The organism is Paenibacillus nanensis (genome assembly GCF_003583765.1).
In the GTDB taxonomy this organism is placed as follows: domain Bacteria; phylum Bacillota; class Bacilli; order Paenibacillales; family Paenibacillaceae; genus Pristimantibacillus; species Pristimantibacillus nanensis.
Genome location: NZ_QXQA01000007.1, coordinates 1 through 25,282, shown reverse-complemented (window position 1 = coordinate 25,282; position 25,282 = coordinate 1). Strand labels below are relative to the sequence as shown.

General features: G+C 52.7%; 22 protein-coding genes, 6 tRNA genes and 1 rRNA gene. 9 read left to right on the top strand and 20 right to left on the bottom strand.

Features of this window, described 5'->3' with window-relative positions:
* Nucleotides 1-192: 192 nt before the first annotated feature.
* The 8 genes from D3P08_RS12770 to D3P08_RS12735 form a co-directional block, all read right to left on the bottom strand.
* Nucleotides 193-1,779, bottom strand: coding sequence for a glycoside hydrolase family 43 protein (locus D3P08_RS12770; RefSeq protein ID WP_206098955.1), 1,587 nt, complete (start codon nt 1,777-1,779; stop codon nt 193-195).
* 89 nt (nt 1,780-1,868) lie between these two features.
* A complete protein-coding gene (locus D3P08_RS12765; protein WP_119600079.1) occupies nt 1,869-3,023 on the bottom strand; it encodes an AGE family epimerase/isomerase in 1,155 nt (384 codons plus the stop codon).
* A 117-nt stretch (nt 3,024-3,140) separates the two neighbouring features.
* Entirely contained in the window at nt 3,141-3,983 is an 843-nt protein-coding gene (locus tag D3P08_RS12760) for a carbohydrate ABC transporter permease (protein WP_119600078.1), read from the bottom strand.
* Nucleotide 3,984: 1 nt separating this feature from the next.
* Nucleotides 3,985-4,890, bottom strand: coding sequence for a carbohydrate ABC transporter permease (locus tag D3P08_RS12755; RefSeq protein WP_119600077.1), 906 nt, complete (start codon nt 4,888-4,890; stop codon nt 3,985-3,987).
* A gap of 82 nt (nt 4,891-4,972) precedes the next feature.
* Nucleotides 4,973-6,322 (bottom strand): ABC transporter substrate-binding protein, encoded by a 1,350-nt coding sequence (locus tag D3P08_RS12750; protein ID WP_119600076.1) that lies wholly within the window; start codon nt 6,320-6,322, stop codon nt 4,973-4,975.
* Between the two features lie 101 nt (nt 6,323-6,423).
* Nucleotides 6,424-8,205, bottom strand: coding sequence for a cache domain-containing sensor histidine kinase (locus tag D3P08_RS12745; protein ID WP_119600075.1), 1,782 nt, complete (start codon nt 8,203-8,205; stop codon nt 6,424-6,426).
* Between the two features lie 13 nt (nt 8,206-8,218).
* Nucleotides 8,219-9,811 carry a response regulator gene (locus D3P08_RS12740; protein ID WP_119600074.1) on the bottom strand — a complete coding sequence of 531 codons (1,593 nt, stop codon included), beginning with the start codon at nt 9,809-9,811 and terminating at the stop codon, nt 8,219-8,221.
* A 285-nt stretch (nt 9,812-10,096) separates the two neighbouring features.
* Nucleotides 10,097-11,005, bottom strand: coding sequence for an AraC family transcriptional regulator (locus D3P08_RS12735; protein ID WP_119600073.1), 909 nt, complete (start codon nt 11,003-11,005; stop codon nt 10,097-10,099).
* Nucleotides 11,006-11,172: 167 nt separating this feature from the next.
* Between D3P08_RS12735 and melA the strand changes: the two genes are divergently transcribed.
* Nucleotides 11,173-12,474: an alpha-glucosidase/alpha-galactosidase gene (gene melA, locus D3P08_RS12730; RefSeq protein WP_119600072.1), complete on the top strand. Its 1,302-nt coding sequence runs from the start codon at nt 11,173-11,175 to the stop codon at nt 12,472-12,474.
* A 58-nt stretch (nt 12,475-12,532) separates the two neighbouring features.
* Here the strand turns inward: melA and D3P08_RS12725 are convergent, their stop codons facing one another.
* Together D3P08_RS12725 and D3P08_RS12720 are read right to left on the bottom strand one after the other, a co-directional pair.
* On the bottom strand, nt 12,533-13,336 hold the full coding sequence (locus tag D3P08_RS12725; RefSeq protein ID WP_119600222.1) for a sugar phosphate isomerase/epimerase family protein: 804 nt from the start codon (nt 13,334-13,336) through the stop codon (nt 12,533-12,535).
* A 28-nt stretch (nt 13,337-13,364) separates the two neighbouring features.
* Nucleotides 13,365-14,162 carry a phytanoyl-CoA dioxygenase family protein gene (locus D3P08_RS12720; protein ID WP_420819034.1) on the bottom strand — a complete coding sequence of 266 codons (798 nt, stop codon included), beginning with the start codon at nt 14,160-14,162 and terminating at the stop codon, nt 13,365-13,367.
* A gap of 173 nt (nt 14,163-14,335) precedes the next feature.
* On the opposite strand from D3P08_RS12720, the gene D3P08_RS12715 reads away from it, so the two are divergent.
* Nucleotides 14,336-15,151: a helix-turn-helix domain-containing protein gene (locus tag D3P08_RS12715; RefSeq protein WP_119600070.1), complete on the top strand. Its 816-nt coding sequence runs from the start codon at nt 14,336-14,338 to the stop codon at nt 15,149-15,151.
* On the opposite strand, the gene D3P08_RS12710 is transcribed toward D3P08_RS12715, so the two are convergent.
* Both D3P08_RS12710 and D3P08_RS27885 read right to left on the bottom strand, forming a co-directional pair.
* Complete coding sequence (locus tag D3P08_RS12710) at nt 15,146-16,153, bottom strand: glycosyltransferase family 4 protein (protein ID WP_119600069.1); 1,008 nt, start codon at nt 16,151-16,153, stop codon at nt 15,146-15,148. The genes D3P08_RS12715 and D3P08_RS12710 overlap by 6 nt on opposite strands.
* Before the next feature lie 13 nt (nt 16,154-16,166).
* Nucleotides 16,167-16,301, bottom strand: a complete 135-nt coding sequence (locus D3P08_RS27885) for a hypothetical protein (protein ID WP_276311157.1) — start codon at nt 16,299-16,301, stop codon at nt 16,167-16,169.
* 64 nt (nt 16,302-16,365) lie between these two features.
* Here D3P08_RS27885 and D3P08_RS12705 point away from each other — a divergent pair, with 64 nt between their 5' ends.
* Genes D3P08_RS12705 through D3P08_RS12675 form a run of 7 tightly spaced genes read left to right on the top strand, consistent with a single transcriptional unit; the run spans nt 16,366 to nt 23,371 of the window.
* A complete protein-coding gene (locus D3P08_RS12705; protein ID WP_119600068.1) occupies nt 16,366-17,475 on the top strand; it encodes a UDP-N-acetylglucosamine 4,6-dehydratase family protein in 1,110 nt (369 codons plus the stop codon).
* Nucleotides 17,472-18,449, top strand: coding sequence for a Rossmann-fold NAD(P)-binding domain-containing protein (locus D3P08_RS12700; protein ID WP_119600067.1), 978 nt, complete (start codon nt 17,472-17,474; stop codon nt 18,447-18,449). The genes D3P08_RS12705 and D3P08_RS12700 overlap by 4 nt, the downstream gene beginning before the upstream one ends.
* A gap of 16 nt (nt 18,450-18,465) precedes the next feature.
* Nucleotides 18,466-19,557: a non-hydrolyzing UDP-N-acetylglucosamine 2-epimerase gene (gene wecB / locus D3P08_RS12695; RefSeq protein ID WP_119600066.1), complete on the top strand. Its 1,092-nt coding sequence runs from the start codon at nt 18,466-18,468 to the stop codon at nt 19,555-19,557.
* Nucleotides 19,550-20,536 carry a polysaccharide biosynthesis protein gene (locus tag D3P08_RS12690; RefSeq protein ID WP_119600065.1) on the top strand — a complete coding sequence of 329 codons (987 nt, stop codon included), beginning with the start codon at nt 19,550-19,552 and terminating at the stop codon, nt 20,534-20,536. Before wecB ends, D3P08_RS12690 begins: the two co-directional genes overlap by 8 nt.
* Nucleotides 20,533-21,387 carry an SDR family oxidoreductase gene (locus D3P08_RS12685; RefSeq protein WP_119600064.1) on the top strand — a complete coding sequence of 285 codons (855 nt, stop codon included), beginning with the start codon at nt 20,533-20,535 and terminating at the stop codon, nt 21,385-21,387. The genes D3P08_RS12690 and D3P08_RS12685 overlap by 4 nt, the downstream gene beginning before the upstream one ends.
* A gap of 14 nt (nt 21,388-21,401) precedes the next feature.
* Nucleotides 21,402-22,634 (top strand): glycosyltransferase, encoded by a 1,233-nt coding sequence (locus D3P08_RS12680; protein WP_119600063.1) that lies wholly within the window; start codon nt 21,402-21,404, stop codon nt 22,632-22,634.
* Nucleotides 22,631-23,371 carry a glycosyltransferase family 2 protein gene (locus tag D3P08_RS12675; protein ID WP_119600062.1) on the top strand — a complete coding sequence of 247 codons (741 nt, stop codon included), beginning with the start codon at nt 22,631-22,633 and terminating at the stop codon, nt 23,369-23,371. Before D3P08_RS12680 ends, D3P08_RS12675 begins: the two co-directional genes overlap by 4 nt.
* Before the next feature lie 50 nt (nt 23,372-23,421).
* Here the strand turns inward: D3P08_RS12675 and pdaA are convergent, their stop codons facing one another.
* The 8 genes from pdaA to D3P08_RS12635 all read right to left on the bottom strand — a co-directional run.
* The gene (gene pdaA / locus D3P08_RS12670) at nt 23,422-24,198 is read right to left on the bottom strand and encodes a delta-lactam-biosynthetic de-N-acetylase (RefSeq protein WP_119600221.1); all 777 of its coding nucleotides are present in this window, start codon (nt 24,196-24,198) and stop codon (nt 23,422-23,424) included.
* 197 nt (nt 24,199-24,395) lie between these two features.
* Nucleotides 24,396-24,472, bottom strand: a tRNA-Pro gene (locus D3P08_RS12665).
* 6 nt (nt 24,473-24,478) lie between these two features.
* Nucleotides 24,479-24,553 (bottom strand) — tRNA-Gly (locus D3P08_RS12660).
* Between the two features lie 6 nt (nt 24,554-24,559).
* Nucleotides 24,560-24,635 (bottom strand) — tRNA-Thr (locus tag D3P08_RS12655).
* Nucleotides 24,636-24,643: 8 nt separating this feature from the next.
* A tRNA-Glu gene (locus tag D3P08_RS12650) sits at nt 24,644-24,718 on the bottom strand.
* Between the two features lie 30 nt (nt 24,719-24,748).
* Nucleotides 24,749-24,836 (bottom strand) — tRNA-Ser (locus D3P08_RS12645).
* A 6-nt stretch (nt 24,837-24,842) separates the two neighbouring features.
* Nucleotides 24,843-24,918 (bottom strand) — tRNA-Asn (locus tag D3P08_RS12640).
* A gap of 139 nt (nt 24,919-25,057) precedes the next feature.
* A 23S ribosomal RNA gene (locus tag D3P08_RS12635) occupies nt 25,058-25,282 on the bottom strand; the annotation flags it as partial.

The following is a 25,282-nucleotide window of genomic DNA, read 5'->3' as shown; positions in this document are numbered from 1 at the left end:
AAAGCGTGTTTAACTAGAGAATACCTGTCAAATCCAATAAGCTGAATCCCTCGATTTTTACCTTGAGAGGCTCTATTTTTACTGTTCATCTCCACGATGACGAGCAAACGGAAACGATAAATGAGGCTGACGCCTTACGATGCCATACAATAATACCCCCGGCTCCATTTCGGAGCAGGGGGCTTTCGTCCGCTATAGGCTCTCGTTCGCCGTATATTTCAAATAATCGAAATCCGCATGCTTCATCGTTCCTGACAAATCCTGCGCGCACAGCCCGATAAACGTCCCGGTAAAGCCCAGCTTACCTTCGTATTCGTCGGAGAGCTGACCCAAATCCAGCACGGGACCGACGGTTTGCCACTCCTCTCCGTCTGGTGAGCAATAGAATTGAACCCGCTCATGATCGACGCTCGCCTTCAAATAGCAGCGCGTCCAGCCTTCGGCGGACACGACCGCGCCATCCGGCTCGTCATATTGCCCAAGTCTCGTCGTGACCAACCCGATGTGCTTGCCCCTCTCCTCGTCATAGCTAACGCGCAGATAGAAATGGTCCGATTCGTCGTAATACAGCGTTAATCCAGCCATCTGGTTAAAATGCTCCGGCTCGTACTCGACGCAGGTTTCCACCTCGCACCTAAAGTGAGCCAGCCTTCTCCCCACCATGCTCTGACGGAACCAGGAGAACAGCGATTCCCTGCCGCGCAGACGCAAATAACCCGGACGCTCCGTCAAGCTGAGCCAGTCCCCGGAAGCCGGCACGCGCAGCGTGAAGTATTGGACACCGAGCTCCCTATCGTCGAAATGATCGGTTTCCGGCAGCTCGGGGAACGGGTGCGGCGGCAAAGCCGGCGCGTCAACGACAGGCTTCGGCGCTTTGCCGCCGCCCGTCAGCCGGAGCCAGCCGTCCTCGGTCCATTCCACGGGCACGAGCCCGGTTTCGCGTCCAAGCGGACTTAGCCGTCTTCCGGGCAGCGAGCGGGCGCAAATAAACGACATATACCATTCGCCGTTCTGCGTCTCCACGACCGAGCCGTGTCCCGCCTTCTGAAGCGGATGCTCGGGCACATCCGCCGTTGTCATGAGCGGATATTCCGGATCGTATTCATAAGGTCCTTCAATCGTCTTCGACCGCGCGAGCGTTGCCGCATGATTCCAGCCGGTGCCGCCTTCCGCCAGCAGCAAGTAATACCAGCCGTTCCGTTTGAATAGGAACGGGCCTTCCGTTACGCCGATCGAGGTACCCGTTGCGATCTTGCGCACCGGACCGACAAGCGCGCCCGCTTCCGGCGAATATTGCTGCATGACAACGCCGCCGAATCGATTTTTTCCTTTGCGGAAGTCCCATTGCATGTTCAGCAGCCATTTGGTGCCGTCGTCGTCATGGAACAGGAACGGATCGAACCCGCTGCTGTTCAAATAAAGCGGCTCCGACCACGGACCGGCGATATCGCTGGCCGTCAGCAAATAGTTGTGCAAGTCCTTGAATACGCCCCTGCGTCCCACGACGGTCGTCACCATCAAATAAAAGATGCCGTTATCGTAAGTAAGCGCGGGCGCCCAGATGCCGCCGGAGCTTGGGACGCCTCTCAGATCAAGCAGCGCCGCGCGGTCAAGCGGCCGTGACACAACCCGCCAGTGGACCAGATCGCGGGAGTGATGAATTTGCACGCCTGGAAACCATTCGAAGGTAGACGTGGCGATATAGTAATCGTCGCCGACGCGCAGCATCGACGCGTCGGGGTTGAAGCCCCGGAGCACGGGATTATGGATAACGGCCAAACGGTTCATCTCCTCTATACAGCGGAAGCCCCGTACCGCAATAGCGCGGCGCGCGGCTTCCTTTCAGTTGTGCTGCTGCAAGCGCGGCATTACCACAGGTACAAATCGTTGCCCTTCAGCTTGAATACCGCCTCGATAAAATAATAATCGCCGTAAATGATCGCATGATGGTGCGATTTCGAATGATAAGCGCCGGTGCCGTTCTGCAGAATGGCGTCTGTCGCCTCCGTCCAGTCGCTGCGGGACGCATCGAGCGTGCGCAGCAGCTTAAGCGCCGCGTTCAGGTAGACATCCTTCTCGTAGCCGCCGACGCGCTTCGCGATTTCGATCAAGCCGCATGCCGCGATCGCGGCGGCCGTATCGTCCTCGCGTCTAGGCTCGGCCGGCTGACGGAAATCGACCGGAATAATGCCGCTGTCCGGGATGTTGGCGATAAAATAATGGGCGATGCGCTTCGCCGTCTGCAGGTACTCGTCCTTTCCCGTATGAATATAGCTCATCATGAAGCCGTATAATGCCCAAGTCTGCCCTCTCGTCCAAGACGAGCCTTCCTCGTAGCCCTGTCCGCCGTACGTCTTCACCACGCCGCCGTTCCACGGGTCGAACTCGACGATGTGATTCACCGATCCGTCCGGTCTGACGAAAGTCTCCATCGACGTATCGGCATGCTTCATCGCGATTTGCTTGAAGCGCGGGTCTCCCGTCTCCTCGGAAGCCCAGTACAGCAGCGGAATATTGAGCATGCAGTCGATGATCGCCCAGCCGCGCGTATCGCCATCCGCAAGATCGTTCCAAGCGCGGATGAACCCTCCGGCGAGATTGAACCGTCCCGCGAGCAAATTGGCGGCGTGCAGCGCGCGCTTGCGCGACTCCGGATTGCCGGTTACGCGGTAATTCGCCACGCTGGTAGGCAGCCACATAAAGCCGACATCGTGATGAAGACCGTAAAACTTCTGAAAGCACAGGTCCAGCTTTTCCTCGGATATTTGCGCGATTTCCTTATATTTCTCGAGCCCGGTTTCATGATGCATCAGCCACATCATGCCGCCCCAAAAACCGTTCGTCCACCAGCAGATCCCGTCAGCCTCGTCGCCTGACGGGTTGACCGCCGAACGGTCGTCGTACGTGCCGTCGATCGTCGTATACGGGATCTTATGGCGCGTCTTCTCGCTGACCCAATCCATTTTGCGCGTAATTTTATCAATGACGCTCTGGAGCCACACCCGATCCGATTCCTTCAACATGCTGCGCTTCCCTCTTTCCATTAATTGCTTGAGCATTTTCGTTTATTGTAGCAGCGTCCAGATGGACAAAGTTTGCAAAACGGGTCCGAAAATGTTGAGATTTTGCCTATTATCCGGTTACCCTTTGATCGCGCCGGACGACACGCCTTTGACGAAATATTTCTGCAGCGACAGGAACGCAATCAGCACCGGCACAAGCGACATTGTTGTGCCCGCGAAGATCATATCCCAGCGCGAGGAAAATTCGCCGACATAGTAGAACAGCTCGACGATCATCGTTTTCGTCTGTCCGGACGGCAGGACGAGCATCGGCATAAGGAAGTCGTTCCAGATGCCGAGACCTTGCAATACGACCATACTTGCCGTGACCGGACCGAGCAGCGGGAACACGATGCGCCAGAAGATGCCGATCCGCGAACAGCCGTCGATTGCGGCCGACTCCTCGATCTCGCGCGGCACGCCTTTTAGAAAGCTGGTGTACAGCAGGACGCCGAAGCCGACGGAACCGGCAATGTAAATAAAGATCGGTCCGAGCAGGTTGCCGAACAGCCCCATCAAGTTCAATTGCTTGAACAGCGGGATCATGTACACCTGGAACGGCACCATCATCCCGAACAGGAAGAACACATAGACGGCGTTGGTCCATGCCTTGTTCGTCCGTTCGATAGCGTAAGCCGCCATCGGTATGACCACGATCATAGCCGCAATGGAGCCGAGCGTCAGAATCGCGCTGTTCAGCATCGCTTTCGGATATTCCGTCTCCGTCAGCAAATATTTAAAGCTCTCAATGTAGAATCCTTGGGGGAACGCGATCGCGTCCCGCATAATTTCCGCGTTCGACTTGAAGGCGGACATGATGTTGAAGAAGATTGGAAAAGCGAACAAAACAGCGACCGCGAGAGTGACGGCGAATACAAGGTAGCTGCCGGCCGTTACCGGCGTTTTGGCTTTGCCTCCCATCTTACATCTGCACCTCCCTCTTGCGAAGCACGCGAATCTGGATAAGCGAAATGACCAGGATGAGCGCGAACAGCACGATGGCCAGCGCCGTGCCGAAGCCTTGCCTGCCCTCGCCGAACGCCACTTTATAGATGATGTAAGTCAACGTCTCGGTCGCAAAGCCCGGACCGCCGTTCGTCATGACGGCAATTTGATCGAACAGCTTGAGCGAGCCGATCATCGACAGCATGACGCACACCGTCGTCGCTCCGGCAAGCAGCGGGAATGTGACATGCCGGAATTGCTTCCACTTCCCCGCTCCGTCGATGCTTGCCGCCTCGAGAAGCTCCTGCGGAATGCCCTGCAGCCCTGCCAGATAGATGATCATATAGTAGCCTGAGGACTTCCATACGGTTGACAATATAATCGATAACAAAGCAAAGTCCGGATCGCCTAGCCAATCGGTCTTGACCGCGCCAAGTCCCAGCATATCAAGCAGCTGATTGACGACCCCGAAATTGTAATTGAGAATAATCATCCATATAAAGCCCATAATGATCCCGCTCATCAGCACCGGGAAATAAAAAATGCTGCGGAAAAAGTTGCGGAGCCAGCGTACCTGATCGACTAATATCGCAAGCAGCAGCGCTACCACATTCTCCAGCAGCACAAGCGCAACGGCTACAATAATTGTATTTTTTAACGCGTTATGAACCCGGGGGCTCTCCCATATTTCCTTGAAATTGTCCAAGCCGATGTAACGAATGTCCGAGCTAAGGCCGTCCCATGAAGTGAAGCTCAAATATACGCTGCTGAAGGTGGGAACCATAACGAACACGCTGTACAGAATTAACGCAGGCAGTATGAACCATATCGCGTAGCTCCGCCACCATTGATTCTTTTTTTTGCCCGTTGCCGTGGCACTCATGACGCTCTCCTCCTGCCTCTATTAGCGAAATAACCTCCGCCGGGTAGGCAGAGGTTATCTCGCGTGTTCATTGCCTTGGGCGCTATTGATTGTTCGCTATTACGTTGTTGTCGTATTCCGCATCGGATTGCTTCATATATTCCGTAACGTCCCCGTCATTTACGATCAGATCCTGCAGGAGCTTGTAGAACCAGTTGCGGAACTGCGGCGGAATCGCGTTTTCGCCAAACCACTGATTGATCATCATCGATTTCGGTACGGACGAATCCGCCATTAACTTCAGCACTTCCTGCATCTGCTCGCTCGTCTCGTAGGTCACTTCAGCTTTGGTCGTTGGAATGCCGTTAACCGTCGCCAGGTAAGGGCTGTACTGGGCCGGATCGAAGAAGAATTGGATGAACGCTTTGGCCGCCTCAACCTTCGCCGGATCCTTGGCCGCTTCCGCGGATAGAGACCAGCCCGCCAGCGTCGGCAATCCGTTGATGATGACCGAGCCGTCGCGGTTCGGCAGCGCGTAGAAGCCGAATTCGAAGCTCGGGTCCGCTTCCGCAATTTGGCCGAACATCCATGGCCCGGAGTACAGCTGCGCCGCTTTGCCCGTCACCAGCATCGATGCCGTCTGATTGTCGCCCGTGCTTAGCCAGCCTTTGTCCACATACTTCGTGAACAGCTCTTTGTAATCGGTAATCGCTTGAACCACTTGCGGATCCGTGAAGCTCGCCGTCTTCGCCGTGCGCTTGGAGTTCCAGTCTGGATCGTCCTTATACACGTTATTGATGAGGAAGTAGTTCACCCAGAAGCCCATATGGAACAAATCTTTGCCGCCCACGACGATCGGAGAAATGCCGGTTGCCGCAAGCTTCTCTTGAACGGCGAGGAACTCGTCGTACGTTTTCGGCAGCTCGGTCACGCCTGCGTCGGCGTACGCTTTCTTGCTGTAAATGATGCCGTTAGGGGCATTGCCCGTCAGCGGCGCGTTATAAAATTTGCCTTCGTACTCCGGCAAATACGTGAACAAATCGTGAAGCTCCGCCGGCAGCTCCGCCAGCTTGCCCGCGTCCGCGAACACCTTCGTGTCGCGCATCTCGACCAAGTCCGGGAATTCGCCGACCGCGTCCTTCGTTTTCAGCCAATCCAGATACGAATCGCTTGTCGTTTCGCTAATATTTTTGATGGTGATATGCGGGTTGGCTTCCGTGAACGCGTCGATCGTCGTTTCGATCGCCTGCTTCGTAGCCGGATCGCCGGTCGCGTAAGCGATCGAGATCGTGACGGGATCCTGCTTGTCCCCCTCGCCTCCCGAGTTCGACGGCGCGTTTGACGGCGAATTGCCGCCCTCTCCCGTATTGTTATTGGAGCCTCCGCATGCCGTTAATACCAACGACACCGCCATGATGAAGGAAACCAGCTGCAGAAACGATTTTTTTGCCATCTTTCTGTGAACCTCCCTTTTGTGATCAGCGCTGCTATCAAGGATGTCGACTTCCTTGTTAACAGATTAACATCGCAAGCCCAGCCGATGAATGAAGTTTTTTAAGCGTCATGTGCAGGTAATTTAAGATGTTTCTCCATAATCGGAAACGTTAGGCGGATCGAGGTGCCCACATGCTCGATGCTGCTGATCGAAAGGCCGTACGGCTCTCCGCATATCGTTTTGATCCGGTCGTGCACGTTCTTGAGCCCGACGTTCCGGCTCGGCGCCTCCGGCTTGTCCAGAAGGTCCCGCAGCTCCTTCAGCTTACTCTCGCTGATACCGGCTCCGTCGTCGAATATGGTGACGGCAAGCTGATCCTCCGAGCGCTCAACGGATACAAGGACGCTTCCTTTGCCGCCTTTTGGGCGAATGCCATGCTGGATCGCGTTCTCAACGAGAGGCTGAAGCGACAGCTTTAACAGCTGGAAGCTCGTCCGGACGTCGTCGGCGACCTGGACCCGCAGGTCGAAGCGGCTTTCGAACCGGACTCGGATAATATAGAAGTAGTCCTGCAGATGATCAAGCTCCTCCTGCAAGGAGACCCAGTCTTCGCCGTAGTCGATCACATATTTGAGCTGATTGGACAGCGCCAATATCATGTCGGCTACTTCTCCGTCATCATTGTAGACGGCGTTCATCCGGATTACTTCGAGCGTGTTATACAAATAATGAGGGCGAATCTGGCTTTTGAGGGCGTTCAGCTCCGCTTGCTTCTGTTTGATTTCCGCCACGTATGCGTCATTAATGAACAGCTTAAGCCGCTCCACCATCCGGTTGAAGCCGAATGCCAGCCGGCCGATTTCGTCTTTGCCGTAGTGCCGGATCTGCGTGTCCAAATTTCCCATTTCGACCTTATTCATATGCTGCAGCACTTGCCGGATCGGGGAAGCCAGTCTCCGCGAGAATAAGGTGCCCATGCCAAGAAGCGCGACCGCGCAAACGGCTATGGCGATATAGACAGCCGACTGCGTCGAGGTCAGCTGCTGGAACAAGCTTTTTTCGGAAACCCGCACAAGCACGCGCCCTTTCAAATACGGAATATCGTCGCTGAACACCAGATATCCGGCATCATCGCGAACCGCGAAGGACGCCGCATGCTCCGGATCCGGCCGATTGCTGTAGTAGAGCCGGTCATTGCCGTCCAGCACATACAGCTCGTCTTCCTTATTCAAATTGAGCTCCTGGAAGAAGCTGTCCAGCACGCCGGCATCGACATCGATGAACAAGCTCCCGACCACCTTCGGCTCCGCCGTTAACTTGCCGGAGATATCGATCAGATTGCGCCCGAACGTAATCGCCTTCTGGTTCGGGGCATTATAATACGACTCGCTGTGCGTAGGATAGACGGACAGATAGTTCGGACGTTCGGCCAGCGGCTCCAGCCACTCGGCTACCGGCAGCTTCTCCGCCTGCAGCGGCCTGCTCTGTCTTGTCTCATAATACAGCTTGCCGTCCTTCGAACGGACGAAAAACACGCTGCGGATATGCTTATCGCTATACAATACCGTTCGCAGAAAAGCGGCGATCGGAATATTGTTGATCTGCTCGCGTTCGTTCACGTTAACCGTCTGGTTTACCGATTCCGTATGCGAGTAGCCTTCGTAGCGTCCCGTATACATAAGACGTGTAATTTCGTCGTAGTCGGAGAAAAAATTATCGACGTTGTAGCTCATGTACATGGACATCTGCTTCAAATTGTTGACCGTGAACTGCTCCACGTGCCCGGTGAAGGCCTGCAGCGAGAATACGCTTAGCGCGATGAGCGGAATAAGGCCAACCATCAGGAATGCGGCTGAAAACTTCACGAACACGCTGTTCCACCACTTGCGAATAACTGACATGCCGCTCCCCCTCTTAGTCCCTCAGCGCGTTTTTATATTCCTGAGGCAGCTTGCCTGTTTGTTTTTTGAACATGTCGCTGAAATGTCTGGCGTTGTTGTACCCTACCTTCTCAGCGATTTCGTAGACCATCATGTCGGTATGCTTCAGAAGCTGCATGGCCTGTTCCATCCGCAGGTCGGTTACGTACTGCTTAAAGTTGCGCTTCATCTGCTTTTTGAAGAAGCTGCTGAAGTAATAAGGGTTCATGAAAGCGATCGCCGCGACCGATTCCAAGGAAATGTCGTCCATGTAATGCTCGTCAATATATTGAATGACGCGCGCGATCAGCTTCTGCTCTTTGCCGGCAGGGTTATCTCCGATCCGGTCGAACAGCTCCTGCAGCATATCGTATACGCCGTCGCACAGCGCTCCGTATGTCTCGTACTGTTCCAATCGGTTTTGCAGATGCTGAATATCGAAGCCCCAGTCCGATATCGGCACCTCCGCCTTCTTCACCTCCTGCACGATATGAAGCAGCGCCGAGAAGCAGGTCGATACCGCAAGCTGACGGTTGCCGATCGCCGCCGATTCGACCACCTGCAGAAGCGTTCCCATCTTGGAACGCGCATCCTCCCAGGAGCCTCCGGTCAGCGCTCGAATGATCTCGGACTCCAGCGCGAACAGCTCCTTCTCTCGGTCTTTACGCGGCTCAAGCTTCCGGTACGGAATGACCCGGTTAAGTCCCGCGAAATACGTCATGGACAGCGCCAGCTCCGCCTGCTTACGGGAAAGCATCAGCTGCGAGAGGTTTCGCACGGGTTCCCCAACGCCAACGGAAACCTTCAGCTTCAAGAAATTCATGACGTTCTGCTTGATCGTCTCCGCCAGCTGCGCAGGCAAGTCAGGCTCCTCGCAGCTGACCGCAAACACATAGCTTCCCGCTTTGACAAAGGAATAACCGGGACCGAACGTCTCCATGCTTTCGTGCACGATATTGAGAATGGCGAATTCCACCAGCTTTTGCGTCTCAGCCGGCCAGCGTCCATTGTCGTTGCCTGCCGGATCGATTCTGGCGACGCCGACCGCATGCAAGGGCCCCTTCAGCTTTTGCCGCAAATAGCGATAGCCTTCCGACTGCTCGGACAGCGTCCCCTCGGCCAGCTGCTCCAGCCATCCTCCCATCTCATCATCCCGGTTTTTCCGCTCGAGATGGTCCAGCTTGCTCCGAAGCCGATCCTCTTCGTTCTCCTCGCGTATGAGCGAGATCGTCCTTGCCACCACGTCCTCCAGATCGGATTTCCGAACGGGCTTGACCAAATAATCGACCGCGCCGTATGAGATCGCGTCTCTCGCGTAAGCGAACTCCTGGTAAGCGCTGATGAAAATCACTTTGCACGGCAGGCTCCTCCGCTTTACTTCCTTAATGATGTCGATGCCGGTAAGATGAGGCATGCTGATGTCGCTTATGACGATATCGGGCTTCCTCTCCTCGATCAGGTCCAAAAGCTCCTGCCCGTCGCACGCGAATCCAATAAGGCTTACGCCATGCTCCTCCCATGCAATGAGCTTGCTTAGGCCTTTCAGGATAAGCGGCTCGTCGTCGGCCAGCACGACCGTAACGTTCATAGAGGCTCCCCCTTCATTCTGTCTAATACGATTATAGCCTAATCGGCCGGGGCTAACGTCAAAGGCAGAACAGGGGCGCGATTCGATCGCGCCCCTGTTGCCCGCCTTCCTTTATAACCCGGTTATATGTCTTTCGTCTAAACGCAATCGATTGGTTCACCGTGAAATACGTTCATTGTAGGACATAACCGGCGAAAGGAGAATGCGCTTTTTTTAGACAAAACCGCGTTTTTTTAACAATCTTCGGTAATTAACAGCTCCGGCTTGGTGAATTCTACTTCATCTTCACTCCCGCTCCGCTTGGTGTTTCCGAAACGCAGTAGGCGATTTCCCGCTCCATTTGCGGAACTGCTTGGTGAAAAATAACGGGTCGTTGTAGCCGACCGAAGCCGCTACCTGAGCGACTGTCAAATCGCTTGCGAGCAGCGTTTCCGCCTTCTTCATTCTAACCTTGTACAAATACTGCATTGGCGACATCCCCGTCGCATCCTTGAACAGCTTCGTCAAATGGGAACGATGGTAGCCGAGCGTGCGCGCGATCTGGTCAATGGACGTGTACTGGCCGAACTGCAGCGTCAGCAGCCGGATCGCCTGATCCACGCTGCGGAAGGACCTGTGGCCGGAGCCAGAGTAAGGGACAGCCCTCTCTCCGCTCATTCCGGCATGGTCCGCTCGACCGGTCTGCCCGGACGATCCGTCCTGCAGCACTCGTCCAACGTCGGTCAACACCATTCGAAGCCACGCCGAAGCTTCGAGATTCGATAACGCAGGCGTCCCGCTCGCGCCGATGCTGCGGCGTATTCGAAGGAACTGTCTGCGCAGCCGGGTTAGCGGACAGGCCCGGATAACGGCATTGTCCGGAGCTATCCCGATTCCGCGAAGCATCTGCTCCGTCCCCTCGCCGTCGAAGGCAACCCACATATACGACCACGGCTTCGTTCGGCTCGCTTCATAACGCACGAGAATGTCCGGGAATATAACGAAGGCGTCCCCAGCGCTTAGCTTGTAGCTCTCCCCCAACGTTTCGAATACCCCTTCCCCGTCCAGCACGACATGCAGCAAATAATAGTCATGGACGGCCGGCCCGATAAAATGCCCTTCTACCGGCTTGCCTTGGCCGCTGAATAAAACCGACATTTCTCCCTTTAATGGGGCCTCGTTGATCGACAGCTGCCACTCGTAGTGCGTTTCCATATCGTCACTTCCTTAACACGCTTAGTAGAACGCATCATGAACAATATGACATTTCTCCATATTATCCCGATATCCTTCCATATGTTTTCTTTTCTATCGATCCTATACTGAAGAAGAAAGCAGCTGTGCGCGCAGCCGTAAGCCTAAAAGACAGGAGGACAAAGAAGATGTCCAAAGTTACGTTTATCGGAGCAGGCAGCACCGTTTTTGCTAAAAATATTTTAGGGGACATTATGTTGACCCCGGCGCTTCAAGGTTTGGAAATCGCGCTTTTCGATATTGACCCGGTACGGTTACAGGATTCAGAGCAGATGCTGCAAAATTTGAAGCGTACAAGCGGGAGCACGTGCAGCATCAAATCGTACTCCAACCGCAAAGAAGCGCTGCGCGGTGCCAAATATGTGGTGAACGCCATACAGGTTGGGGGCTACGATCCTTGCACCATCACCGATTTCGAAGTGCCGAAAAAATACGGCCTGCGGCAAACGATCGCCGATACGGTCGGAATTGGGGGCATTTTCCGCAACCTTCGCACGATTCCTGTCATGCTGGATTTCGCAAACGACATGCAGGAGGTTTGTCCTGACGCGTTGTTTCTGAATTACACCAATCCGATGGCCGCGCTCACGAATGCGATGAATACGTACGGCGGCATCAAAACAGTCGGGCTGTGCCACAGCGTTCAAGCTTGCGTCCCGGAATTGCTGCGCCATCTCGGAATGGAGAGCGACGGCGTGAAATGGCATATTGCAGGCATCAACCATATGGCCTGGCTGCTTGAAATCAGCAAGGACGGCGTCGATTTGTATCCGGAAATTAAGGAACGAGCAATGAAGAGACAGCAATCGGAGAAGCATCATGACATGGTGCGCTATGAGCTCATGTTCAAATTCGGTTACTATGTGACGGAATCGTCCGAGCATAACGCGGAATACCATCCTTATTTTATTAAAAGCGCTTATCCCGAGCTGATTGACCGATATAATATCCCGCTTGACGAATACCCAAGACGCTGCGTCAACCAAATCAATGGCTGGGCGGAAATGCGCGAATCGCTCGTAAACGACAAGGCGCTTCAGCATACAAGAAGCCATGAATACGCTTCCTACATCCTGGAAGCGATCGAGACGGACAACCCGTTCCGCATTCACGGGAACGTGATGAATACCGGATTGATTACGAATCTGCCAACCGAAGCATGTGTTGAAGTCGCCTGTCTCGTCGACCGGAACGGCGTCACGCCAACTCACGTCGGAAATCTGCCTCCGCAGCTCGCGGCGCTGAACCGCACGAATATCAATACACAGCTGCTCACCGTTGAGGCTGCGATTACACGCAAGCGGGAGCATATTTACCATGCCGCCATGCTCGATCCGCACACGTCCGCGGAGCTTCCTCTTGACCAAATTATCGCCTTGTGCGACGACCTGATCGAGGCGCATGGCAGCTGGCTTCCCGCATATCGTTAAGCCCATTCAATTCGTTCACGAGGAAGAGGCCTGCGCTCGAAGCGCAGGCCTCTCGTTTTTAACGAAACTGCTCCTGAAACCGTTCCTTCATCAGGTCTGTCATCCACTCATTCACTTCCCACAAATCTGCAACCGGCTTATTCGTAAAGGGATCGACAGGCATATATCCCGGAGGCCCAAATTCCGCCGTGAAGGTCGCCTCTTTCCGGCCGCTTTGGAATTGATGGGCGAATATGCGCTTCCACCAGCCGAGGAATAGCTCCAGCTCGGTTTTGAAATACGGCGATGCGGGATGCGGCACTTGCGGCCCTTCGGGAAACCCGATCCTGCCATGGATATGAATCGTCTTTTGAATCGCAAGCTCAATCGCTTCCTCTTGATCTTCAAGGTGAGATTCGCATACATTCACCCAGTGGCTGAAGTCAGCCGTTATACGGAGCTCGGGAAACTTTCTTAATAGTCTAGCCGTAGCCCACGGGGTGAACATGGCGCGCCCGCGATGCGTTTCATGACCGACTGGTATGCCCCGTTCCTGCTCGGCTTGCAAAGCCTTTTCGAAAAAACGGTCCTGCTCCTTCTCATTCATGCTGTCCTTTGCGCTGTGCGCGACAATGAGTTCCGGCCGAAAGTCCGCAGCGCGCGCGACCAGCTCGGCAAAGCTGTCCTGATGAGCTCCGTGCGTGTAGATCAAAGCGATATACGATAAACGATAACGTTCAACCGCCTGCATGAAACGTTTTTTGTCTTGTTTGCCGGGCAGCGGCGCCTCGATCCCCTCGTAACCCGCTTCCGCGGCCCGGGCGATTTGCTCTTCGCAATCGCCTGCCATTCCCCATAACGATTTGTACACCTTTAACTTCATACGGTTGCTCCCTTGCCGGCCGCCATCGTCAATGAGGATAGACATTCTCGAATTCGATGCCGCAAGGCCCTCCGTCTTGATTGGTTTCCAGCTCCACCGGTTCGCCGTTCGCCCGATACAACGGTTTGTAATAGCCGGCGATGCGCGATGCCGATTCGTTCGCGTAATGGCAGATGAAGGCTCTGCGGAACCGGTCCTTTGTTTTGTTGCGGTAAGAGCCATGAATCAGATTGCCGTTGAAAAAGAGAACATCGCCTTTTTCCATAATTGCCGGAATCGCTTTTTCTTCTTTTGGCGGCTTTACGAAATGGGTCGTAAACGACTCTTTCGAGTCGGCCAATTCCGGGCAGACGATTTCGTAATCCTGCGTCTTCGGCACGACGAGCAGGCCGCCGTTTTCTTCATCCGCCGCATCGACGGCCGTCCATGCCGCAATGCAATTCCCCGGCTCCACCTTCAGATAGAAGTTGTCTTGATGCAGCGCTTGCCCGCGGGAGCCCGGCGGCTTGTAGTAGAACATACTCTGCGCGGCAAGCGCCTCCTCCCCATAGAGATCCGCTAAAATATCCATGACAGGGGGGTGGAGCATATACTTTTTGGCTGTTTCGTTAAATCGATGCGGGTGCATGACGCGCGGGTAACGGCTGAGCGGGTCGGAAACTGCGGCGTCCAGGTTCGGTTCGAAATGTCCGGGGATTACCTGGTGACTGATCTCCTCGAATGTTCCCTCAATCTCCTCAAGCTGCTCCTTCGTAAATAACCCTTTTACAATCAAATAACCTGTCGTATCGAATTGCCGCTTTTGCTCTAAAGTCAAATAACGCATAACCATATCCTCCTTCATTGGATGCTGTCGTTCTAATTCGAGTATAAAATGACAGGTCCGGCCAATGAAGTAACAAACAAGCTGAATCGTCACACAATCCTGCTATCCCGCTAGCGGTCACCCTAAACTTGCGTTATGCTGAGAGCATAGTTCTTCTAATGGAGGCGCATGGAATGAATCGAGATCAAATTGCCGCGGGAGACGGCTTGACCCATCGAGGCTTCGTTATTGCCGGGCACTTCAATGAGCCCGACACGTATTCTTGCGTCCGGGCTGAAGGGATGAAGGATTGGTTAATCACCTATACGCTTGGCGGCGAAGGCTACTTCGAGGTTCCCGGACAACGGCTGGTCTGCAAAGAAAACGACATCACGCTGCTGAGACCGGGCACCCCTCATCAATACGGGACGGTAAAAGGCGGGCACTGGCATTTCGTATGGGCGCATTTCGACGATAAGCATTTGCATACAAGAGTATTGCCCGATAAACCTCTCTACAACCTGACTCTTCAAAACGAAAGCGCAAAAAAAAGAATATATCGGGCGTTTATGAAAATTTTGTCCGACTCCCGGGAGCAGTACGATTATTGGAATGATCTATGCCTCAATTCACTGAACGAAATATTGATCCTGCTGGCGCGCAGAAGAGAGCGGCGGCTGGACAGCCGCATTGAGGAAGTTCTGCACCGCCTCTCCCGCGATATGCATAAGCCGATTAAGATCGAAGAGCTTGCCGGCTCCGTCCATCTGTCCGCATCGCGTCTTTCCCATTTATTCAAAGCGTGCACCGGACAGTCCATCATCGACGCGCTCAACCAAATGCGAATCCGCCAGGCCGCGCTCCTGCTGGAGCATACCGACCGAAGCGCAGCCGAGATTTCGTACGACGTCGGCTTTCAAAGCTACAATCATTTCATTAACCAGTTTCACAAGTGGCTCGACATGAGCCCCAGCGATTACAGAAAAACGAAGCGCTCCGCAGCCTTATAATTGATTGTAAACATCGATCAGCCGCTGCGCGATCACCTCGGGAGCATGGTATTTCATCGCATATTCGCGGCCCTTCATGCCAAGCTCCCTCCGTCTCTCCGGATTCAAAAGCAAATCTTGCAGCGTTGATTCGATCGTATCCGGGCTCGCCGAAACGATCGGGAGGTCGGACGGGTAATGCTCCTGCAAGTCCGGCCTTATATACGTGATGACCGGTTTCCCCATCAGCATGCTTTCGATCGAAAGGATCGAATAGACGCCGATGCACAGCTGGTCTACGATAATGTCCGCCTGCGCGTACCTCCTAAGCGCTTTTTCATGAGGCATCTTCTGAATAAACTCAAAATCGAAATCTATTTTTGAATGCAAGTTTTCAACGGCTCTCAGCACAAACTCGGTGCCTTTCAAGTAGGGATCGCTAGGGGCATGCACGACCAGCGGGCGCGGCTTAGCAGGATCGGGATAGACAGGGGCGATACGCTCGTGATCGACCACATAACGGACGGTATGGATGTTAGGGAAAAAGTCCTTTACATATTCGTAAATTTCATAGTCCGGCACAATGACATGTTGAAAATGCTTGGACAACAGCTTTAATCGTTTCACAATCGCTGCTTCATCGGTGTGCTTGACTCGATTGTAAGGATTGCTTCTTTTCGCGATTGACAATCGTCTAACCTCGGAGCCCCAAAAGTTCATTATTTTTTTTCGATCAGCCAGAAGAGGAAGATCGCTATATTGATAGCTGTTCGAAAACGTTAAAGCCCCATGAAAATGAAAAATATCGTAACGCTCCATGGCATCCGTCATAAATGCCCGGATCGCGTTTTTTTGCCCCGTGGCTGTGCTTTGATTGGCAATAGGCGACCGGATATCGGTCGGATATTTAAATACATTGCTCCCGTAGGAGCAAAAAGAAGCCTCTATGCCGGCCTTCCTTAACGCCAGCGCTTGCGAGCTCATTTGTCCCGCCGGATTATAGGGCAGATGAAGAACTTTCATATGCTTGCCTCCATTACGACTTGCGAAGCAAAACTTGCGCCGCAAGCGTCATTTCTTTCATTCTCTCTATCGTACACAAACCCGCTTCAAGCGGAACGGCAGCCGCCTTGCTTTCCGTCCCTCTCTCCCTGTACAGGCTATAAACCAAGCAATCTCACACTCTCTGAATATACTAGAAACATATTGAGCTTAGGAGGGAGTGAACGGAGTCGATGAAAAAAGACATCCATGGCTTGGACGTAAGCAGACTGCTCGGCAGAAAACCTGTCATCATCAGCAAGCTTTATGGAGCCAGCGACTATATTCGCGGCCAAGTTGTGCTCATCACAGGCGCAGGCGGATCGATCGGATCCGAGCTTGCGCTTCAGGTTGCCTTGCATCAGCCCGGGAAGCTTCTTCTTCTGGGACATGGAGAGAACAGCATCTTTTCGGTTGATTTGATTCTAAAGGATCGATTCCCTGATGTGCCGGTCGAAAGCTTGATCGTCGATATTCAAGATGAGCTTCAGCTGCGGGATGTGTTTCAGCGTTATAAGCCGCAAATCGTGTTTCACGCTGCCGCTCATAAACATGTTCCTTTGATGGAGAGAAACCGTATCGCGGCTATACAGAACAACATATGGGGCACACAAAACGTTGCAACGATCGCCAAGCAGAGCGGCGCGCGGAAATTCATTTTTATATCAACGGATAAAGCCGTCTATCCCGCCAATGTGATGGGGGCAACGAAGCGGGTCAGCGAGATGATTATTCAGCAGCTATCCGAAAACAGCGCTACGCAATTTGCCGTCGTTCGCTTCGGCAACGTGCTTGAAAGCCGGGGCAGCGTCATCCCCATATTCAAAAAACAGCTGGCTAGGGGCGGCCCGTTAACGGTATCGCATCCTGATATGGTGCGGTACTTCATGTCCATTCCGGAGGCCGTGCACCTTGTGCTGCAAGCCGGTTCCCTCTCTAAAGGCGGCGAGCTCTTTATCCTCGATATGGGCGAGCCTATTCAAATCGTGGAGCTTGCCAGAGCGTTAATCCGCGAAGCCGGATTGGAGCCGGATAAAGACATTGCCATCCAGTTTATCGGAATCCGTCCAGGCGAGAAAGTGAAGGAATCATTAACCTACGATGAAGAACGAATCGCCCCAAGCGCTAATCCCCATATTTCCGTCATCCAGCCCATGCCGCTGAACACAGACATCTTATCGCGGAACTTGAAGCAGCTGGCTAAGCTTACCCCTCAGGATGCTGACCGCGCAATGCAGCTGCTGCTCCGGATTATTGCGAATAACGCTGATGACTTGTCGGACGGGAATGAATCAGCGGAATGAACGAGGCAAGCGCAGATTGGAAGTCGGCCATTCTATCCATGGTTGAACATGCTGCCGCCAGCCGCAGAGCCTCAATCGTTATGATCGGCACAACTGCCCGCGCCGGCAATCCTCCGCTCATTATCGCTCCTTCAAGGGAATCCTCTGAATTCGTTGCCTGTTCATTGATCATCCGGCATGCGGCGCAGCTTCTCGAAATTTGTTCGTTCGCAGACGGAAAGGCCGATTATATCTTCATCGATGCGGAAAGCAAAACGCCGGATTCGCCTTCTTTCCTCGCGTTAGCCGGGTCCGTCGTACGGCGGAGCCGGATCAAAACGTATAAAGGCAACGACATCACTGTGCTCGCTTGCGACTTGCTTATCAGCCACCTGCTTCCGGATTTGTCGCAGACGAAAGCGGCCATCATCGGCGCTGGCAATATCGGAGCCAAGCTTGGCCTTGTTCTGGCCGAGCGCGGGGCGCAGGTAAGCTTATGCCGAAGAGATGACAAGGGGCCGCTTCTGGCTGACGCCTTGAATATGGTCAAAAACAAATATGCGTCAGGGAAGCTAGCTTCTTCCGATTCGAAGCTCGAAGCTTCCAAAGGCGCCCGCCTTCTGGTTGGGCTTACGCAGGGGCTACCTGTCATTACGCCGGACATGGTAACCGTTTTGTCCCCGAATGCGCTTATTATCGACGCCGGTATTGGAACGATTCATGAAGAGGCGGTGCAGCGGGCGAACGCATTAGGTCATCGGTTATTCAGGCTGGATATTCGAATCGCCTTCCCTTCCGTCATTAACAGCATCTTGTATACGGACAAATTTATGAATGAGACGGCCGGCCGCAGAGCCCGAAATGGACAGCATTATGTCGCCGGCGGAGTCATTGGCAAAAAAGGGGACATCGTTGTGGACAGCATCCTCCACCCAACGCGAATTATCGGCATCGCGGATGGCAAAGGCGGCATCCGTCAAGATCCAACATCTTAAGAGAGGAGGCAGCATCATGAAAATAATGACGGTTCTTGGTACGCGTCCGGAAATTATTCGTTTAAGCCGAATTATTCCGAAGCTGGACCAACTCGCGTCAAAGCATATTCTCGTTCATACGGGGCAGAACAAACAGCCCTATCTGAACGATATCTTTTTCGAGCAATTAAAGCTGCGCAAGCCGGACTATACGATTGGGCTGCAATCCCATTCCTTCGGTCAGCAGGTGGGCCAGTTATTTGCCGATCTGGAGGCCATTATGCGCCTTGAACAACCTGACCGCCTTCTTATACTGGGAGATACCAACAGCGCGCTGTGCGCCGTATTAAGCGAAAGAATCGGAATCCCCGTCTACCACATGGAAGCCGGCAACCGTTGCTACGACCTGCGGGTTCCGGAGGAGCTTAACCGTAAAGTCATCGACACCGTCTCTTCCTTTAATCTGCCTTATACAAAAGGCGCGCGGGACAATCTCTTGAGGGAGGGCATACCGGCTACCCGCATTTGGGTGAGCGGGAATCCGATCTATGAGGTGATCGAGCATTACCGCGAGCAGATCGGTGAGAGCGATATTCTGTCGCAGCTGCAGCTTAAGCCTAACAACTATGTGCTTGTAACCGCGCATCGGGCTGAAAACGTTGACCGGGAACAAAATTTGCGGAACATTATCCAAGGTCTTCACAACATCGCTGACGAGCTTCAGATCCCCGTTGTTTGCAGCGTGCATCCGCGGACGAAAGCGAAGCTGGAAGCATTCGGGGTAGATTCCGCCCATCCCCTATTGCAATTGCATGAGCCGTTTGGCTTTTTTGAGTTCATTAAGCTGCAATCCGAAGCCAGATGCGTCGTGACCGACAGCGGCACCGTGCAGGAGGAAAGCTGCATCCTTGGCGTGCCGGCCGTCATTATCCGGCGCAGTACCGAAAGACCGGAGACCATTCTTTGCGGCAGCGGCGTCGTCTCGGACACGCAGCCGGACCGGATAGCCGAATGTGTGAAGCTGATGATGAATACCCGCCATTCTTGGCAATGTCCGGAAGGATATACGGATCCGGATGTTTCTACGAAAGTCGTCAATATGGTATTAGGAGGTCTCCATCATGTTTGAAGGCGCAACAATACTCATTACCGGAGGAACCGGCTCATGGGGGCAGGAATTAACGCGCAAGCTGCTTTCCTTTGAACCGAAAGAAATTCGCGTCTTCTCGCGCAACGAATTTGCACAGGTTCAAATGCAGCGTTCCTTCGAGCATCCCGCGCTTCGATTTATGATCGGCGATGTTCGCGACCAAGAGGCGGTATCCGAAGCATGCCGGAACGCGGATTATGTATTCCATTTAGCCGCGCTGAAACATGTGCCGATCTGTGAGCTGCAGCCGGATGAAGCGCTCAAAACGAATGTGATCGGCACGGAAAACGTAATAAACGCCAGCATCCGGCATGGCGTCAAAAAAGTAATCGATGTCTCTACCGATAAAGCGGTAGACCCTATTAACTTTTACGGCATGACGAAGGCGTTCGCCGAGAAACTCATGATTCGGGCAAACGCCTTAAGCGATACGACCCGCTTCGTCTGCGTGAGGGGCGGCAACGTGCTCGGCACACAAGGCAGCGTCGTGCCGTATTTCAAAAATTTGCTGCTTCAGAAAAAAGATTTGCCGCTCACTTCGCCTAAGATGACGCGTTTTTTCCTTACTCTGTCTCAAGCGATCGACCTGCTTCTCAAAGCGGCCATTGAATCGGTCGGCGGAGAAACCTATGTCATGAAAATGAAAGCGTGCCGAATCGACCAGCTGGCCGAAGTGCTGATCGACCATTTTTCGGACGGCACATCCGCTTTGAAAATTATCGGGTTACGGCCCGGCGAAAAGCTGCATGAGGTGCTGGTATCCCCTTATGAGGCGGAGCGTACGTACAAATTCGGCGGACAATATTATGTCATATTGCCCGAGGGGGCCTCTCAGCCTCTTCATGACAAATATTCCGCGCTCGAAAAAGCCGGGTTCACTCAATATCACTCCGATCTCACGCTCCTCTCCAAAGAGGAAATCAAAGCTATGCTGCAGGAAGGGGGGTTTCTCGATTGAAGATCGCATTGTTAGGAGGCGGCGGCATGGCCGGCCATATGATCGTCGATTATTTAACTTCGCGGGGCTTTGATGTCGTCTATACCGTTAGAAGCGAATGCGAGGATCCCCGCTGCAGCCGCTTGGATGTAACCGATTATCAAGCTGTCGAACAATGGCTCAGAACAACCAAGCCGGATTTCGTCATAAACGCGACTGGGCTTCTCAACGACCGGGCGGCAAAAAATATACGGGAGGCTGTCTATGTGAACAGTCTCTTCCCTCACTTGCTCAGCGGCTGGGGCAATCAATTCGGTTTCCGGCTTATTCATATTAGCACCGACTGCGTCTTCTCCGGACGATCGGGCCATTATACCGAGCATTCCGCGTTGGATGGCTTAACGGTATATGCAAAAACAAAAGCGTTAGGCGAAGTCGTTCAGCCTCCTCATCTTACCATTCGCACTTCGATCGTCGGTCCCGAATTGAAAACGAACGGCATTGGATTATTCCATTGGTTTATGCGGCAGCAAGGCGATATGAAAGGCTACCGCAACGTCTATTGGAACGGCGTTACGACGCTGGAGCTGGCTAAAGCGATCGAATGGTCATTCACCCAGCGTTTAAGCGGACTTGTCCATTTAGCGGTTCAGCCGAAAATATCGAAATACGACCTTCTCGTATTATTCCGTGATACTTTTGACCGGCACGACCTTACCATTCATCCCGTTAACACCGTTCCTTCCGACAAAAGCTTAATCAATACCCGGCAGGAATTCTCCTATAATCCTCTGCCTTATGAGGTTATGCTGCCGCAGTTAAAAGCATGGATGAATCAATCCGGCAGAAATTACCCTTACAACTTAGGCTAAAGGAGGTGCTAAGATTGAATCCGCCCAATCAACCCCGTTTGAAAGTATGCATGCTTGTGCTCCAGCACCCCTTCCTGGATGCTCGCATCTTCAAGCGGGAAGCGCTAAGTCTTGTCAAATTGGGATATGACGTGACGATGGTCGTCCCTCGCAATAAGGACGGGCTTATGTACGACATTGACGGTACACCGTTCAAGGACCGTTTTCGCAGCTCCGTGTTTGTTCACAAATCGGTTAAAATCGTTTCCTATAAAGCTGTCATGCCTCAACAAGCCCATATGGAGAAGGCGATCCAAAGCGAAGGGTACAGCTTTTTCAATGACCCGCTTTTTAAAGTAGGCCTAGCCCAAAACGCGGATATCTATCACGCGCACGAATACCATTCCTTATATTCCGGAGTCGGGATTAAGCGAGCGCTGCAGCAAACTAGAGGAAAAAACGTGAAGCTGATCTACGACAGCCATGAGATTACGGAAGGGAACAAGGTCCCTTTATTGAAACGTATGCTGGGGGAGGTAGACAGTGTCGTTACGGTATCGGATGCGATGGAGAAGTGGTATACAGACAACATGCCTTCGCTGCATACCGTTACTCTCTATAATTCGCCGCCGCTGTCCGCCTCTTATACGCCTCGGCCGGTTTCCAAAGATGAATTTGTTGCTTGCTATGAAGGATATATGCACAAGGATAAGGGCAGCAGCGCCAAGCTGTTCGAGATCACTTCGTTATGCAGCAGGCAATTTCCGTTCCGCTTCAAGGTTTTAGGCGGAGTAGCCGGGAAATCGCTAAATATACCGGAGCCGATAAAAAGCAACATCCAGTTGTGCGGCTGGGTCGATTATTATCGGATCCCCGAATACATGGAGGATGTTGATGTCGGCTGGATCGATTACGATATTAAAGCATCCTCCACTCCGATCAATTATCAAGTGGCTCTGCCGAATAAATTGTTTAGCTATTTGAATAATGGCGTGCCTGTTGTCGTGAACGAATGTCCGGAGATGGCCCGTTTCGTCCGCGAACACGATTGCGGGATCGTAATTGAACATCCGAATCCTACCGCCAGCCAGTATGCAGAGTCTTTCCGTTATTTATCCGAAAACCGGGAAGAGCTTCTAAGACTGAGTCATAATGCCCGCAAAATAATGAGTGAGCAGTACAGCTGGGAGCATATGGAGACCCGTTTAGCCGGCCTCTATCAATCTCTTGCCGATTCGCTTCGTAATATGCATGACGACATTTCATGATGAGAGAGGGGGAATTTCCGCTGGATGCTTCCAAACCATTGGTGTCCATTGTGATACCTACGTACAACTGTCCTTATATTTCAAGCTCCGTGGAGAGCGCTCTTGCTCAAACTTATCCGGCTATCGAAGTCATTGTCGTGAATGACGGCTCAACGCTGCATAAGGACAACATCAATCCTTATCTCGGCCAAGTCCGGTACATGGAGAAAGAGAACGGCGGAACCGGCAGTGCTCTAAATGCTGGTATCAAGCAGGCTCGAGGCGATTATATCGCATGGCTGAGCTCCGATGATTTGTATCTCTCGGACAAAATTGAAAAACAAACAGCGTTTATGGAAGCACGCCAAGCCGACGCAAGCTATACGGCTTTTTATCATATAAATGAGCATAATCAAATAACCGGTCAGTTCGGCAGCGTTTTTCCGAACAAAATAGCCTTCTATACGGCAATGAAGAAAGGTAATGTCATTAATGGCTGTACCGTCATGTTAAAAAAAGAGGTATTCGAGCAGGTCGGTTATTTTGATGAGAGCTTGAAGGGAACGCAGGATTATGATTTGTGGTGCAGAATCCTGCAGCATTACGATTTTCACTATTTAAACGAACCGCTCGTGAAATACCGTGTCCACAGCGGTATGAGCACGAAAAAGCTTGGCGATGTTCTAACGAAGGAACGTACGATGGTTCAACAAAAGTATAACCCGATGTTTGACCGCTTAATAAGTCAAAACCGGTAATCAAAAAGCAGCTTACGACCGATCGATGGTCATAAGCTGCTTTCGTTTCGTTATTGCTGTGTTTGTTGTTGCTGCGTATTCTGCTGCGGGCTGCTGCTGCCGATTTGATCCAGGCTTTTGAACTCGTACCCTTGACGCCGCGCCTCATCAATGATGCTGCCTAGTGCTTCTGCGTTATCCTTTGACACGGAGTGAAGCAGCAGAATCGCTCCTGGGTGCAGCTGCTTGGTGACTTGCTGCATGGCAAAGTCAGCCCCCCGCTGCGCGTTTACGTCCCAGTCCTTATACGCAATCGACCAGAATACGCTCGTATATCCGAATCGTTTGCTAGCCTCCAAAACCTTTTCATTAAAAATGCCTCTAGGCGGTCGTAAATACTTCATCTCTTGCTGTCCGGTAACGGCGGTAACCTGTTCTTTCACCTTTTCCAGCTCCGATTTAATCGACTGCTCTGACAGCTGCGTCATATCGGGATGGCTCCATGAATGATTGCCAATAATATGGCCTTCGGTTACCATACGCTTCAGCAGCTCCGGCTGGTCCTTCACGTAATGTCCGGTTACAAAAAAGGTTGCTGGCACTTTCTTTTGTTGAAGGACATCCAAAATTTTTGCGGTGTAGCCGTTCTCATAGCCGTTGTCGAAAGTAAGAAATAGCTCCTTGCGTGTTGTGTCTCCAAGAAACAAAGCGCCGTGCTTCGTTACAATCGGCTTAAAGCCTTCCTGGTCAATCGAAGGCAGCCGTCCTTCGATACTCCTCTTGAATCCGAAATGATAGGCCGACGGCTCGGCAGACGCGCTCGTTAGCCCGCTTGTTAAAGCAAGCATAACCAAGAATGCCGATAACAAGGTTTGTTTGCGATAGTTCTTAAACAACTGCTCGTTCTCCTTTCACCTTCGCTCGGTAATGTCATCGTATCTTACTATTGCCTAAGTGAAGGGAAACCATGCCGACTGCAAAAAAACATCGCCCTTCGTTATCCGAATGGCGATGCTTTATATGTAAATCTTTATTTGTTTGAAAATGGTCGGGACGACACGATTTGAACATGCGACCCCCTGGTCCCAAACCAGGTGCTCTACCAAGCTGAGCTACGTCCCGACATTATGGAGCGGAAGACGGGAATCGAACCCGCGACCCTCGCCTTGGCAAGGCGATGCTCTACCGCTGAGCCACTTCCGCATAAGGTGGTGCCGCCGAGAGGACTTGAACCCCCAACCTACTGATTACAAGTCAGTTGCTCTACCAATTGAGCTACAGCGGCATAAAAGATGGTGACCCGTAGGGGATTCGAACCCCTGTTACCTCCGTGAAAGGGAGGTGTCTTAACCCCTTGACCAACGGGCCGTATGTAATGATCGGATGAAAAAGTTCGAACGGAGAAGGAGGGATTCGAACCCTCGCACCACTTACGCAGTCTAACCCCTTAGCAGAGGGTCCCCTTGAGCCACTTGGGTACTTCTCCAGGAAATGGCTCCCCGAACAGGACTCGAACCTGTGACAACTCGATTAACAGTCGAGTGCTCTACCAACTGAGCTATCAGGGAATATGGCGTTATTCGCTGGCTACGCTTCGTGAATGACTTCAGAAAAGACGCAACCATGCTCTTCCAAGGTTTTTGTACCTTGAAAACTGGATACGAAAGTTTAGCTGTAGTGATCGTTTTAGCTGTTTTGGGTATCATTTAGGATAAGCCCTCGACCGATTAGTATTCGTCAGCTCCACACGTTGCCGTGCTTCCACCCCGAACCTATCAACCTCGTCGTCTTCAAGGGGTCTTACTAATTGGGAAATCTCATCTTGAGGGGGGCTTCACGCTTAGATGCTTTCAGCGCTTATCCCGTCCGTACTTGGCTACCCAGCGGTGCTCCTGGCGGAACAACTGGTACACCAGCGGTACGTCCATCCCG